16 protein-coding genes are annotated in these 12,533 nt (G+C 46.0%); 8 read left to right on the top strand and 8 right to left on the bottom strand.

Going from position 1 to position 12,533, the window contains the following annotated elements:
- The first annotated feature begins 102 nt into the window (after positions 1-102).
- From NYE36_RS05140 to NYE36_RS05155, 4 genes are all read left to right on the top strand, one after another.
- Positions 103-1,326, top strand: a complete 1,224-nt coding sequence (locus NYE36_RS05140) for a DNA repair exonuclease (RefSeq protein ID WP_265451299.1) — start codon at positions 103-105, stop codon at positions 1,324-1,326.
- Positions 1,323-4,205, top strand: coding sequence for an AAA family ATPase (locus tag NYE36_RS05145; protein ID WP_265451298.1), 2,883 nt, complete (start codon positions 1,323-1,325; stop codon positions 4,203-4,205). The genes NYE36_RS05140 and NYE36_RS05145 overlap by 4 nt, the downstream gene beginning before the upstream one ends.
- 73 nt (positions 4,206-4,278) lie before the next feature.
- Complete coding sequence (gene yhaM / locus NYE36_RS05150) at positions 4,279-5,223, top strand: 3'-5' exoribonuclease YhaM (RefSeq protein ID WP_003155251.1); 945 nt, start codon at positions 4,279-4,281, stop codon at positions 5,221-5,223.
- A gap of 115 nt (positions 5,224-5,338) precedes the next feature.
- Positions 5,339-5,566: a sporulation YhaL family protein gene (locus NYE36_RS05155; protein ID WP_007409227.1), complete on the top strand. Its 228-nt coding sequence runs from the start codon at positions 5,339-5,341 to the stop codon at positions 5,564-5,566.
- 38 nt (positions 5,567-5,604) lie between these two features.
- On the opposite strand, the gene NYE36_RS05160 is transcribed toward NYE36_RS05155, so the two are convergent.
- Positions 5,605-6,456: a peptidylprolyl isomerase gene (locus NYE36_RS05160; RefSeq protein WP_265451297.1), complete on the bottom strand. Its 852-nt coding sequence runs from the start codon at positions 6,454-6,456 to the stop codon at positions 5,605-5,607.
- A 158-nt stretch (positions 6,457-6,614) separates the two neighbouring features.
- Here NYE36_RS05160 and yhzE1 point away from each other — a divergent pair, with 158 nt between their 5' ends.
- Complete coding sequence (gene yhzE1, locus NYE36_RS05165) at positions 6,615-6,701, top strand: sporulation protein YhzE1 (protein ID WP_017417375.1); 87 nt, start codon at positions 6,615-6,617, stop codon at positions 6,699-6,701.
- A gap of 124 nt (positions 6,702-6,825) precedes the next feature.
- Positions 6,826-6,912 carry a sporulation protein YhzE2 gene (gene yhzE2 / locus NYE36_RS05170; RefSeq protein WP_003155248.1) on the top strand — a complete coding sequence of 29 codons (87 nt, stop codon included), beginning with the start codon at positions 6,826-6,828 and terminating at the stop codon, positions 6,910-6,912.
- Positions 6,913-6,968: 56 nt separating this feature from the next.
- Here the strand turns inward: yhzE2 and NYE36_RS05175 are convergent, their stop codons facing one another.
- Positions 6,969-7,187 (bottom strand): hypothetical protein, encoded by a 219-nt coding sequence (locus NYE36_RS05175; protein WP_003155245.1) that lies wholly within the window; start codon positions 7,185-7,187, stop codon positions 6,969-6,971.
- A 60-nt stretch (positions 7,188-7,247) separates the two neighbouring features.
- Positions 7,248-7,778, bottom strand: a complete 531-nt coding sequence (locus tag NYE36_RS05180; RefSeq protein WP_007409225.1) for a DUF3267 domain-containing protein — start codon at positions 7,776-7,778, stop codon at positions 7,248-7,250.
- A gap of 210 nt (positions 7,779-7,988) precedes the next feature.
- Between NYE36_RS05180 and NYE36_RS05185 the strand changes: the two genes are divergently transcribed.
- Positions 7,989-8,330 (top strand): YhaI family protein, encoded by a 342-nt coding sequence (locus tag NYE36_RS05185; protein WP_003155243.1) that lies wholly within the window; start codon positions 7,989-7,991, stop codon positions 8,328-8,330.
- On the opposite strand, the gene NYE36_RS05190 is transcribed toward NYE36_RS05185, so the two are convergent.
- Together NYE36_RS05190 and NYE36_RS05195 are read right to left on the bottom strand one after the other, a co-directional pair.
- Entirely contained in the window at positions 8,327-8,938 is a 612-nt protein-coding gene (locus NYE36_RS05190) for an HTH-type transcriptional regulator Hpr (protein ID WP_003155240.1), read from the bottom strand. The two genes, NYE36_RS05185 and NYE36_RS05190, sit on opposite strands and share 4 nt — an antisense overlap.
- A gap of 180 nt (positions 8,939-9,118) precedes the next feature.
- Positions 9,119-9,475, bottom strand: coding sequence for a YtxH domain-containing protein (locus tag NYE36_RS05195; protein ID WP_256683753.1), 357 nt, complete (start codon positions 9,473-9,475; stop codon positions 9,119-9,121).
- Between the two features lie 117 nt (positions 9,476-9,592).
- Between NYE36_RS05195 and NYE36_RS05200 the strand changes: the two genes are divergently transcribed.
- The gene (locus NYE36_RS05200; protein WP_007409223.1) at positions 9,593-9,784 is read left to right on the top strand and encodes a hypothetical protein; all 192 of its coding nucleotides are present in this window, start codon (positions 9,593-9,595) and stop codon (positions 9,782-9,784) included.
- A 57-nt stretch (positions 9,785-9,841) separates the two neighbouring features.
- Here NYE36_RS05200 and NYE36_RS05205 read toward each other — a convergent pair whose 3' ends face one another.
- The 3 genes from NYE36_RS05205 to NYE36_RS05215 all read right to left on the bottom strand — a co-directional run bounded on the left by NYE36_RS05205 (position 9,842) and on the right by NYE36_RS05215 (position 12,133).
- Positions 9,842-10,360 carry a tryptophan transporter gene (locus NYE36_RS05205; protein WP_007409222.1) on the bottom strand — a complete coding sequence of 173 codons (519 nt, stop codon included), beginning with the start codon at positions 10,358-10,360 and terminating at the stop codon, positions 9,842-9,844.
- Between the two features lie 120 nt (positions 10,361-10,480).
- Positions 10,481-11,560: a 3-phosphoserine/phosphohydroxythreonine transaminase gene (gene serC, locus NYE36_RS05210; protein ID WP_265451296.1), complete on the bottom strand. Its 1,080-nt coding sequence runs from the start codon at positions 11,558-11,560 to the stop codon at positions 10,481-10,483.
- Between the two features lie 135 nt (positions 11,561-11,695).
- Entirely contained in the window at positions 11,696-12,133 is a 438-nt protein-coding gene (locus NYE36_RS05215) for an HIT family protein (protein ID WP_007409220.1), read from the bottom strand.
- Positions 12,134-12,533: the final 400 nt, after the last annotated feature.

Genomic DNA, 12,533 nt, shown 5'->3' on the forward strand with positions numbered 1-12,533 from the left:
GCCCGGAACAGCCGGGCTGTTTTTTTATTTTGCAGAACGTGCATTCGTATAAAAACGGTGCTAAAATAAGGGTAATTCAATCTGCAGAAAGGGGAGGGCGAGATGGCTGATCTGACGTTTATTCATGCCGCTGACCTGCATCTGGACAGCCCGTTTTACGGTATTTCGAATCTGCCTGAACCGGTATATGCGCGTATTAAAGAAAGCACATTTCACAGCGTCCGCCGACTGACGGACGGGGCACTCCGGGAGCAGGCAGATTTCGTGCTGCTTTCGGGGGATCTGTTTGACGAAGCCAACAGAAGTTTAAAAGCCCAGCTGTTTTTGAGAAAACAGTTTACGAGATTACAGGAAGCGGATATCCAAGTGTTCGTCATATTCGGCAACCATGATCATTTGGGCGGTAAGTGGACGCCGATTGAATGGCCGGAAAATGTACATATCTTCACCTCGGATACACCGGAGGAAAAATCTTTCTTTAAAAACGGAGAGCTTGCGGCAAGCATATACGGATGCAGCTATCAGAAAAGAAGCGTAACGGTCAATCAGGCGGCCCGTTACCGGAAAGTGACCGGCGCGCCTTATCATATCGGCATGCTCCACGGCATGTTATCAGGAGCGGAAGGGCATGACCCGTACTGCCCGTTTACGAAAGAAGACCTTGAAAAAAGCGGCATGGATTACTGGGCGCTCGGACACATTCATAAACGGCAGGTTCTGTCCGCCCGGCATCCCGCCGCCATTTACCCCGGGAATATTCAAGCCCGGCATTTAAAAGAAACCGGGCCTAAGGGATATTATCTCGTCCGGGCGGCAAACGGTGAGATGTCTTGGGAATTCAAAGAAGCGCATGATGTGTTATGGGAGGAAATTGATCTTGATATCTCCGGAGCTGAACATATGACTTCACTTCTGAAAGCCGCATCGGATACATTCTCCGGCTTGCGCGCGGCGGGCCGCCCGGCATGTGTCAGGCTGGTGCTTCGCGGCGCGGCGCCCCGCTTTTGGACGGAGGCGCCCGCAGGCATCGCGGAGGAGCTTCTTTCCGCTTTACAGGAGGAAGAGGCCGAAGAGGAATGTTTCGTCTGGCCGCTTGCGCTTGAGGATCGGACGGATGAAACAGACACCGTGCCGCCCGATCCGTTTTTTAAAGGGCTCCTTCAGGACATAGAACAATGCGCGGACATGAGCGGTGTGTTTGAAGCCCTTGAGCGTCATCCCGTATACCGGCGTCAGATGGCTTCATTTACAGATGAAGAGATACTGGATATTAAGCGGCAGGCTCAAGCCGTTTTAAGACGCCAGATGAAGGAGCTTCAGCGATGAAAATAACGGCGATGCATATTTACCAATACGGAAAATTTTCAGACCGAAGTTTTCAGCTGTCAGATTCTCCCGTGCAAGTGATCTACGGGTTAAATGAAGCGGGCAAAACGACATTGATGTCCTTTATCAAAAGCGTACTGTTCGGTTTTCCGAAATCAAAAAAATACGAACCGAAAAACGGCGGGGTTTACGGCGGCACTGTGGAATTGAAGCATGGCGATCACGGCGCTGTCAAAATCGAACGGACAAAAGGCGCTGCCGAAAAAGTCAGAGTGTATACGGCTTCAGGCGAAATCAAGGACGGAGAATGGCTCAAACAGCTTCTTTCCGATACAGATCGGGCGCTGTACGAAGCGATCTATTCGTTCGATGTATTCGGACTGCAGGAGATTCAAGCTTTTAACCGGGACAAAATCGGCGAGTTTCTCCTGTATTCGAGCTTATTCGGGTCGGAAGCGGCGGCAAAGCTTGACGGGCGGCTGGCAAAAGAACTTGACAGGATGTATAAGCCGAACGGGCGGAACCCCCGCTTAAATCAGGAGTTGGATACATTAAAGCGGCTCAGCGCCCAGCTGAAACAGGCGGAAGCTGCGGAAGCGGGCTATCACAGCCTTCTGGAAGAGAAAAAAAGCGCCGGCGGCCGTTTGCAGGATGCCGAAGCACGATTGAAAGACATAACTGAAGAAATCAAAACAGTAAAATCGGCGATAGAAGCAAAGCCGCTCGCAGACAAAAAAACAGCCTTGGAAAGCGAACTTTCTTCTTATCCGGAAGCATTGAAGCAATTCCCGAAGGATGGAATGCATCAGCTTGAAAAATACGAATCGCATCTCCATCCGAAAGCGGCCCGTCTTGAGGGGCTTCGGGCAAAAGCGGCTGAACTCAGGCGGCAGGCTGATCTGCTCGCTCCAAATGAGGACTTGCTGCAAAAAGAGCGGCAGCTGCAGGAGCTTTCCGGCGAGCAGCATATGTACGAATCGCGCGGCGAACAGCTTGCCGCCATCCAATCACAGATCCGGCAGACATCTGCCCGCGTTTCGTCAGGATTGCAGCAGCTCGGAAGACATGAGGAGGACGGCATTCTTTCACTGAACACCGATTATGAATATGAATGGCGGCTGCAGGAAGCCGTGCAGAGCGCCGGACAGGCAAGAGAAAGAAAGACACAGCTTGATGCGATTTTCGAACAAGCGCGGCTGGAGCTGGAAGAAGCCGAACGAAAACATGCCGTGACGGCGGAAAACATTTTGGACCCCGCTGTCAGGAAAGAAAAAGAAGCCGCTTTACAATCATATAAGCAAACGGCTGATACAGAAGGAAACGAATGGCAGGCACATGTTCAGCATCTGGAAAAACAGCGCGCCAAACAAAAAAAGCTCTTTCTCGGTGCGGGCATTCTGTTCATTGCGATTTTCGCTATGTTAAAGGAATGGCTGCCCGCCGCCCTTTTTACCGGTGCTCTGCTGCTGTATATGCTGTCCGGCATGCAAAAACCGCTGCCGTCAGAAAGAGGAGGGCCCGGACACAAGAAAAAGAAGCCGGCGATCTCTAAAGAAACGGCTGATCTTCTGCAGGAAGAGCTTTGGCGTGACGGCCGGCACCGGCAGCAGCTGATTGCGGATCAAGCCGTGCTTGAACAGAAAGAAGCGGCATATGAAAGAGTCATCCGCCAATATGAAGAATGGGAGGCCGAAATGGCGCCGTCTGAAAAACAGGCGGAACTTTTTATGAATGAACTGGGGTTTTCAGGAAGTCCTTCCCATCTTCTTGACGCATATCATGTAATGAAAGATGTCAAAAAAGAAATCCTTAACAAGCATGAGCTGACCATTGAAGCGGGCAGGCTGCAAAAGCTGCAAAGAGCATTTGAGGACCGGGTCAAAAAGCTGAGTCCTTCAGACGGAAGGGAGCTGTCCGTAAAAGAAAGACTGCACGTTTTGCTGGCGCAGGCGGAACGGGCCCGTGAGGAAGCAAAACGAAAACAGGCGCTCGAAACGGATCTGCTGCATGCACAAGAGCAAATGCGTGAATTAAATGAAGAAGTTCATTACTACGAACAGCAGGTCAAACAGCTTTTCATGGCGGCAGGCGCAAAAAACCGCGAACACTTTTGTGAACTCGCCAGGCTGACTGAAAGCCGCCGGGAAACAGAGCGGCAGCTGCGCGAAATCAAAACGCACTTGTCCGGCATAGGCGGAAAACAGCTGGAGCCGTACATGAGCCGCACAGTGTCCGAACTTGAACATACAGTCGTTCAGAAGGAAACAGAGAAAAAAACGCTTGAGGAAAAAAGCGCCCAGCTCCGTGAGCAAACTGCTTTATTAACGGTGAAGCAAGAGCAGCTGGAGTCCTCGGGGCTTGTATCCGATTTAAAACAGCAGACAGAAATGCAGAAGGAGCGCGTGAAAAAAACCGCTAAAGAGTGGGCCGCATTACAGACGGTCAGACACATTATCAGGGAAAAAATGGAGCGGCATAAAAAAGTGACGCTTCCCCGTCTGTTAGAAACCGCCGGTGCATTATACGGGCCGCTTACGGACGGACGCTATCACAAATTGTATTTTTCCGAGGCTGATGATTCCATTATGGTCATGCGGAAAGACGGAACGGTGTTTTCTGCAGGCGAACTGTCACAGGCGGCATGCGAGCAGCTTTATGCGGCGATTCGTTTTGCCCTTGCGTCAGAGAGGGAATCTGCGGTATCACTGCCGTTTTTACTTGATGACAGTTTTGTCCATTTTGACAGGCAGCGGCTGCAGCGGCTGTTTGATGTGCTGAATCAGCTTTCAGAAGGCGGGCGGCAGATACTTTATTTCACCTGCCATGAGCATGTCAGCCGGTCTTTTCACAGCGGACAAGTCATGCGCCTCCTGTCATAAAAGAGTTTATTTTCAAAAAAGAGGTATGTGCTATACTGGTATTATGTAAGATATGGAGGGAGCTTTTAATAGAATGGCAAAAGGTATTATGCTGCACGAGGTCGGCGAGCAGGTCGATCAATACTTTCTGATTAAATCTTCGACTAAGGGAATCGCAAGCAACGGAAAACCATTCCTGACGTTAATGCTGCAGGACCAATCGGGAGATATCGAAGCGAAGCTGTGGGATGCCAAGCCGACTGATGAAGTAACGTACGCGGCGCAGACGATCGTGAAGGTGATCGGAGATGTCCATCACTATCGCGGACGAAACCAGCTTAAGCTGAGAAACATCCGGCCGGCCGGCGAGAACGAAAATGTCAGCATTGATGATTTTCTGGAAACGGCGCCGATTCCGAAAAATGAAATGATGGAAACCGTCACTCAATACATTTTTGAAATGAAAAATCCAAACATCCAGCGGATCACAAGACATCTGGTCAAAAAATATGCGGCTGAGTTTATGGATTACCCGGCGGCGGCTAAAAACCACCATGAGTTCGTTTCCGGGCTCGCGTATCATGTAGTGTCCATGCTGAACCTGGCAAAAGCGATAGCCGATCTGTATCCGTCTCTTGACCGGGATTTACTTTATGCCGGAGTCATTCTGCATGATCTCGGCAAAGTAAAAGAGCTTTCAGGCCCCGTCTCCACAACGTACACCGTGGAAGGGAATCTGCTCGGGCACATTTCGATCATGGTGACAGAGCTTTCAAAAGCAGCCGAAGAGCTTCAGATTGACGCTGAAGAAGTGCTGATTCTGAAGCATTTGATTTTAAGCCATCACGGAAAAGCGGAATGGGGAAGCCCGAAACCGCCGATGGTGAAAGAAGCGGAAATTCTGCACTACATTGACAATCTGGATGCAAAAATGATCATGATGGACAGAGCGCTGGAACGGGTGAAGCCGGGCGAATACACAGAGCGTGTATTTGCGCTTGAAAACCGTTCTTTCTACAAACCGACTTTCCATCAATAAGATAAAAAAGACCGATTCTCTATGATCGGTCTTTTTTACGTTCAGCTCTCATAACTTGTCTTTATCAAGCATAGCTTAGAATAAAGACTCTGGGTGAAAAAGGGAGGAAACCGACGTGCTATTTTTTCCTTGGTGGGTATACCTTTGCATTATCGGAATTATTTTCAGCGCTTATAAGCTTTTCACAACAGCTAAAGAAGAGGAAAAGCTTGACCAGTCGTTTATTGAAAAAGAAGGAAGGGTGTATATTGAACGGATGGAACAGGAACGCGAGCGCCGTATGGCGGCGCCCGCAAGTGAAAACGCGGATGCGGAAGAAAACTCCAATCATTCCATCGCATAAAAAAACTGTGCGGCTCGCCGAGAGCCCGCACAGTTTTTTTATTTAGATTCAGAAGAAGTTGAAGTGTTAAACGTGTCTTTTAAGTCTTTGTCTTCCACTTTTACGTCAGCTTTTTTCATGACTTTTTGAATTGCCGCCTGTACAGCTGAGTTGTCGTTTAATTTCTGTTTAAGAACTTCTTCTTTCAGTTCTTTTTTCATGTCATCATATTTGCCGCGTTCTTCTGTCTTTTTGATGATATGATAACCGAATTTTGTTTTGACCGGATCGCTGACTTGTCCGACTTTCAGGCCGAATGCAGCTTTGCTGAATGTTTCATCCATTGACTTTTTATCGAACCAGCCAAGGTCGCCGCCGCTGTCTTTTGATGTGTCAGTTGAGTATTCTTTCGCAAGCGTTTCAAACTTCTCGCCTTTTTTCAGCTTTTTCTCCACTTCGTCAGCTGTCTTTTTGTCAGCGACAAGGATGTGGCTCGCGCGGATTTTACCTTTTAAGCCGTCGTAATATTCTTTCGTATCGGAGTCAGTCACTTTGATGTTGTCTTTCGCCGCTTTTTGTGCAAGCAGTTCGTACTTCACCTGATCTTTCAGGTAATCTTCGCCGTACTGCTGTTTAAGGGAGCTGTACTGATCGCCGAGCTGCGTTTTGTACTCTTTCAGCTTGGTATCAATTTCTTTATCCGTTACTTTGTATTTTTTTGCTAATACTTTTTCTTGTACGAGCTGTGTCAGCACACTTGCGCCCGCGGTTTTTTTCATGTTCGTGTAGAGCTCGCCTTTTGTTACATTTCCGGCATCCGTCTTGGCAATCACGTCGTTGTCGCCGCTGCTGCAAGCGCTGAGAGCCAGGACGCTCGTTGCCGTAATAGCTGCTATCGCGATTTTCTTCATTCCATTAAACACTCCTAATCATCCAAATTAAATTGCATATGCGTATCATAACATATTGTGGCTTTCTGTAAAAAGATTTTAAATAAAGGGCATTCGTCTAGTCAAACTTTTTCCTGATACATACAAATATATTGATCATGAAAAGGAGGTAATGAACCATGGGCGGAGGATATTCAAACGGTTTCGCACTGCTCGTAGTACTGTTCATATTGCTTATCATCGTAGGTGCAGCTTACATTTGTTAAGCGAAACGGATCGCTTTTTCCAAAAGCGGTCCGTTTTCTTACCCGGGCGCCTAATCGTTTCAGAAGTAAATTGCATATGATGTAATTGGAAAAATAAAACGTTTTGTAGGAGGTGCTTTTGGAGATGGGTGAAGTATTTGCAGGCGGTTTTGCATTATTGGTTGTTCTGTTCATCTTATTGATCATCATCGGCGCTTCTTGGCTTTATTAAGAAAAAAATATGGCTGTCGGGGGTCAGACCTCCGTCAGCCATATTTTTTTGCCTGTTTACACAGTAAAGGAGATCTCGACGAATGAAGAGATCAGTAAAATTAAAATAGATACATTAATAAAACGGAATACCTTATCCTGCCGGTCTTCAGGAATCTCTCTGACAAGGCATAATGTATTTGTGAGCCTGTTTATGAAATAAAGAATAAACAGGGCAGCCACGATAAAATAGAATAAAATGATGGGAGATTCCCCCTCTCTCTGAACTGCTCCCATATTACATTACCAAATATTTATTAAAAAAGATAGAATGTAACCTGAAAAATCAGCGGGACATCAAGACTCCGGCACTTTTTTTACTAAAATATCAAAACCGTCGGATTCCTGGTCAATCAGACATGATTTGGGCGCTTTGACCAGATGGAGCGCAAACAGAAGATCAGGCAGGCAGTACCCCGCATGGATGCTCGAAATCATATAAAAGTAATGAGCGTGTCTCGGAAATGCCAGTCCGGCATAAAACAATAACGGCGTAATGAATAAAAACGGGCTGATCGTTGAAATCAGCATCGTCGTTTTCGGTATGCCTTTCCATGTCGGCATCCGCAAGAAGTACATTTTCATTTCCTTTTTTCTTTTTTTACAGATCATCGGCAGGACATGTATGACTTTATGTACAAATAAAGTAACAACGAGCAGCACACAAAAAGCAAACACGTGCCCGTCACTTAAACTGATATTCGGACGCAGCAGCCCGAATGCCAAGAAGTTGCATATAAAAAACAGGATCATAAAACCTACAGCAGTCAATAATAAACGAACCGCACCATAATCTTTGATCAGATTAATGGTTTTCCAGCAATTCATCAGAGTCATCCTTCCGTACAAAGATGGAATACAATCTCAAAATAATTTACTCTCTTCAGGAGAAAAAATCAATCCTTTTTTAAAGAAAAAAATAAACCTGGAAAGAGAAGAACAGAAGAGCTCGGTGAAACATGGAAATGTACGGTTTAACCTTTCTTCTCCATTCATTATCAGCTAAAATAAGATTAAAGATAGAAAGAAGTGAAACGGATGGATTCAATGGATCAGCGTATCGGGCGTTTAGAATATTACATACAATTGCTGGTGAAAACGGTGGATATGGATAAGTACCCTTTTTATGCGATGATGATTGAAAAAGGGCTGACCGAAGAAGAAGGAGAAGAGGTCGGGCGGATCTGCCGCGAATTGGAGGACGAGCTGGAGTCGCAAAAAGCGCAAGGCTTTGTGACGTTTGACAAGCTCCTTGCGCTTTTTGCGGGACAGCTGAACGAAAAATTAGATGTTCATGAAACGATTTTTGCTCTGTATGAGCAGGGGCTTTATACAGCGCTGATGGAAGAATTTATTGAGATTATGAAGCACTTTGATTAACTGTTGATCGGTTCCAGCTCTTCAGCCGTTTCATGGACAGCCGATTCGTCCGTTTTTTTCTTCAGCCTTCCGTCTTCACTATCAAAATCATTGTTTATGTTTGTCAATGATTTCTCGAATATCTCCATAAAATCTTCGCCGTAAATGTGGCGGATGACACAGGTTAATTCTTCAACCTCAGGAAACTTCCCGAATAAGTGGTAGATCGGCTGTGAGCCTTTAAACACAGCGTTTCTCGACGGATCAAACTCCTCAAGCAGGCTTTCGAATACATTTTCCCCTTCTTCTGTTAACTGAATGTACGTGTTCCGTTTATCATTCAGCCGCTTGGAAAATTTCAGATATCCCCGTTCTTCAAGCTTTTTTGAAAAGTTAAATGCAGTTGATACGTGCATAACGCCGAATTTGGCGATTTCTGAAATAGAAGCTCCTTTAAGCTGATAGGCAATCCATAATATATGATGCTCATTAATATTAAGGTCGTACGGCTTCAGCCAATTCTGCCAGTCTTTCTCGATAGATTTCCAGAGCGCTTTGGACAGCTGCGCCATTTTTTGGGTATAGATTAAAGCTTCTTTTAGATCGTAAGGCGGTTCAACACGATTCAATACAGATCACCTGCTTCACATTTTCTTTTCCTCTATTATGCCAATAAAATAAAGATTAATAAAGATGAAAATTTAAGAATTTTATAATAAATTCTTGATCCGTTGCTGGGAAAGGCTTTAAACCGCAAAAAAAAGTGCGGAACGCAATATGTCCGCACTTTTTTTTGGTTGTATAGGATATTAGTTTTGTAAGGTTTTCTCCAGCTGTCTGATTTTCTCTTCGATATCAGCGATTTCCTTTTGGAGATCCTGTTGGTGCGGCTTGATTTCCTCCTGCCACCTTTTAATGTTGGTCTGAAGCTCTCCGCCTACGTCTTTAATGACTTCTGCGCTTTCTTTCGCCGTTTGGACAAGCTGGTCCTTAAGCGCCATTCCGTCTTTTTTTAACCGTTTGATTGTGTCCTCAATTGAATTGCAATTCGCTTTGATTTTGCCCCGCAGCTCTTTTCCGGATGAAGGAGCCGAGAGTAACACCGCTGCGCCTCCGATCAATCCGCCTACGAAAAGGCCTGTTAAAAGGGAACGTCCGTCAGCCATTTGAAATCACCCCGTTTTTTTTCTCATAACTTTTATCATTTTTGTTCAGAAGAATAAACTTCTATACATAGCTTGCTTTATTTTAGCATATTTTTTAAGGGAAAAGGAGGGAGAAGGTTGTCTGTCTTTATGATTGTTTTATCTTGTATGGCTCTTGTCTTTGCGGCGGGCGCCGTTTATTACCTGAAACTGCTCGGCCAGGCCGCTTCTTATCCGCCGAAGCGGGTCGTCCGCCAAAAGGCCATCGTCTGCTCAGCAGGAACCGCCCTCGCATTGTTCCTTATTTTTTTCACAAAACTTCTCGTATAAAACATGCTGAAACACATTAAAAAACCTCTTCCGGCCGGAAGAGGTTTCGGTATGCGGTTATTTCACCGTTTCAATCATATTGGACCGTTTTAAGATCGTCTGCACAATCGGATGCATAATGATAATGGCGATCGTATTCAGCGCAGCCGCCGGAAGGACGACCGCGAGCACCAATGCGGTGAATCCGCCCGGCAGGCCGACAATCAGAAGGGCCAGCGCCAAAAAGAGCAAACCGGAGATGAAGGTGCCGGCTATCGTAATGACGGCGGCGGGCGCTGTTTTCACGCTCTTTTTCACCAAAAGCGCCAGCGCGAGAAACAGAAACGCCGTTACCGGTTTTTCAATGATATTCGGAAGCTGTCCGCCCGGAAAAGATGTCGTAAGTGCGGAAATGATTCCTGTTACAATCCCGATCATCAGCACGTTCTGCACACGGGGGAATAACAGAATACCCATAAACATCATCACAAGCATCATATCGGGTTTCATTCCGAATAATACCGGCGGCATAATGGAATGAAGCACCGCTCCGATTGCCGCAAACAGGGCCATAATGACTAATTCTTTTGTTTTCATACTAAGCTCTCCTCTGCTAAGCTTTTTCGCCATCCAATAATATGCTCGTCATTTATTGCGATGGCCGGAAAAATTGATATGCAAACAGTATATCAAAGGAACCGTTATGTTAGAAGAAATTTATTCGTTTTCCTGCTGGAACTTTCTCATAAACTGAGCCAGTTTTTCACAATCAGCCAGGCTGACGGCGTTGTAGATAGACGCCCTGCAGCCTCCGACTGAGCGGTGGCCTCCGAGTCCGGTCATTTTAGCCGCTTTCGCTTCTTCAACGAATTTTTTCGTGAGACTGCTGTCGCGGAGGGTGAACGTGACGTTCATGTGAGAACGGCTGTCTTTTGCGGCATGCCCCGCGTAAAACCCGCCGCTTGTGTCGATTGTGCCGTACAGGACGTCGGCCTTTTCCTGATTGCGCCGTTCAGCCGCTTCGACACCGCCGTTTTCAGCCAGCCATTCAAGGACGAGGCTCAGCATATAAATCGCAAATGTAGGCGGCGTATTATACAATGAATCGGCTTTTGTGTGAGTGGAGTATTTCAACATTTTAGGGACGTTGGCGTTTTCGTTTTCAAGCCATGATTTTTTCATGATGACGACCGTGACGCCGGACGGCCCGAGGTTTTTCTGGGCTCCGCCATAGATGACATCAAACGTTTTGACATCAATTTTTCTGCTCAGGATGTCGCTTGACATGTCGGCTACGAGCGGGATCGGTGAATTCGGGAACTCTTTCCACTGCGTTCCGAAAATCGTGTTGTTTGACGTAATATGCAGGTAGGCGCCGTCTTTGATTCCTGAGAGGTCCGCTTCCGGTATGTGGTTGTGGTTTGAATCTGCGCTTGTTGCCGTGACGTTTGTGTTTCCGAACAGTTTCGCCTCGGCGAGTGCTTTTTCAGACCATGCGCCCGTTACGATGAAGTGCGCCGTTTTTTCCGGCGTTAAAAAGTTCATCGGCAGCATGGAGAATTGAAGGCTTGCGCCGCCTTGAAGAAATAAAATATCATAATTGTCGGGAATATCCATCAGTTCTTTCAGAAGGCTTTTTGCTTTTTGGTGCACCGCATCATATTCCGTGCTCCGGTGGGACAGCTCCATGACGGACATGCCGGTATCCTTGAAGTTGACAAATTCTTTTTGTGCTTTTTGCAGCACATCCAGTGGAAGGGCTGCGGGTCCTGCATTGAAATTCGTTGTACGTTCCATGTTTACGATCTCTCCCTGTTTTCCGCTTTAGTGTAAGAAATAATACAATTATCCTATCACAATTTTTTGATTTTTTTGATATAAAAAAATATAATTTATGTTTTTTGTGTTTCCGGACGCAAAAAAACCTCATCTTTAAGATGAGGCAAGCCGTTTTCTGACGGTTGAAGCGATCTCCTGAAGATCGTCAGGCGTATAGTCTTCGGCGTGGGTCTTCCAGACAGCCCCGAAACCGTCGCCTTTTCCGTAACGCGGAATGATATGCATGTGAAAATGGAACACCGATTGGCCCGCTTTTTCACCGTTGTTATTGAGAATATTCAGCCCGATCGGCTCGAATTCATCGCGGATGGCGCGTGCGATTTTCGGCACCGCTTCAAAATATTCTTTAGAAAGCTCAGGCGTAAACTCGTACACGTTTTCGATATGTGTTTTCGGAATCACGAGCGTATGGCCTTTTGTGACCTGGCTGATATCAAGAAACGCCACGACGTGTTCATTTTCGTATACTTTTGAAGACGGAATGTCACCGGCAATGATTTTGCAGAAAATACAATCGTCCGCTTTGTGCATAGATGGGTTTCCTCCCTGAAAAGAAATATATGTATATTCTCATCGTACCACAAAAACGGCCAAAACAAAAAACAGGATGAACGGCTGCGCGTTCACCCTGATGCAGAAGTACGAGCTTTATCACAGAAAATTGAATATGCCTTTTGTAAGCACCTCATTTGTTTTTAAAATGAAGACTTATGGGTCTGCTTAATCATTCCTGGGACAAACACCTCATTTGATTATTTCATCATGAATGAAGAACATCATCAAAGCAGTGTGTGAAGAAATTGTAAGCACAGGACATGTTGATTTTCATCCAACTGTTCTAAGACGTCTTTTATAAACACCTCATTTTCAGTTGATTAAAGCTGTTTCCTTCTACATACATTATGATGTCCGCCAAAACGATAACTATGCA

It is taken from the genome of Bacillus sp. FSL R5-0593, assembly GCF_038603755.1.
GTDB classification, from domain to species: Bacteria; Bacillota; Bacilli; order Bacillales; family Bacillaceae; genus Bacillus; species Bacillus velezensis.

Excerpts from the sequence above, each read along its gene's own strand:
- NYE36_RS05140 (WP_265451299.1), top strand. The coding sequence starts at position 103 with ATGGCTGATCTGACGTTTATTCATGCCGCTGACCTGCATCTGGACAGC.
- NYE36_RS05145 (WP_265451298.1), top strand. The coding sequence starts at position 1,323 with ATGAAAATAACGGCGATGCATATTTACCAATACGGAAAATTTTCAGAC.
- yhaM (WP_003155251.1), top strand. The coding sequence starts at position 4,279 with ATGGCAAAAGGTATTATGCTGCACGAGGTCGGCGAGCAGGTCGATCAA.
- NYE36_RS05160 (WP_265451297.1), bottom strand. The coding sequence starts at position 6,456 with ATGAAGAAAATCGCGATAGCAGCTATTACGGCAACGAGCGTCCTGGCT.
- yhzE1 (WP_017417375.1), top strand. The coding sequence starts at position 6,615 with ATGGGCGGAGGATATTCAAACGGTTTCGCACTGCTCGTAGTACTGTTC.
- yhzE2 (WP_003155248.1), top strand. The coding sequence starts at position 6,826 with ATGGGTGAAGTATTTGCAGGCGGTTTTGCATTATTGGTTGTTCTGTTC.
- NYE36_RS05175 (WP_003155245.1), bottom strand. The coding sequence starts at position 7,187 with ATGGGAGCAGTTCAGAGAGAGGGGGAATCTCCCATCATTTTATTCTAT.
- NYE36_RS05180 (WP_007409225.1), bottom strand. The coding sequence starts at position 7,778 with ATGAATTGCTGGAAAACCATTAATCTGATCAAAGATTATGGTGCGGTT.
- NYE36_RS05185 (WP_003155243.1), top strand. The coding sequence starts at position 7,989 with ATGGATTCAATGGATCAGCGTATCGGGCGTTTAGAATATTACATACAA.
- NYE36_RS05195 (WP_256683753.1), bottom strand. The coding sequence starts at position 9,475 with ATGGCTGACGGACGTTCCCTTTTAACAGGCCTTTTCGTAGGCGGATTG.
- NYE36_RS05205 (WP_007409222.1), bottom strand. The coding sequence starts at position 10,360 with ATGAAAACAAAAGAATTAGTCATTATGGCCCTGTTTGCGGCAATCGGA.
- serC (WP_265451296.1), bottom strand. The coding sequence starts at position 11,560 with ATGGAACGTACAACGAATTTCAATGCAGGACCCGCAGCCCTTCCACTG.
- NYE36_RS05215 (WP_007409220.1), bottom strand. The coding sequence starts at position 12,133 with ATGCACAAAGCGGACGATTGTATTTTCTGCAAAATCATTGCCGGTGAC.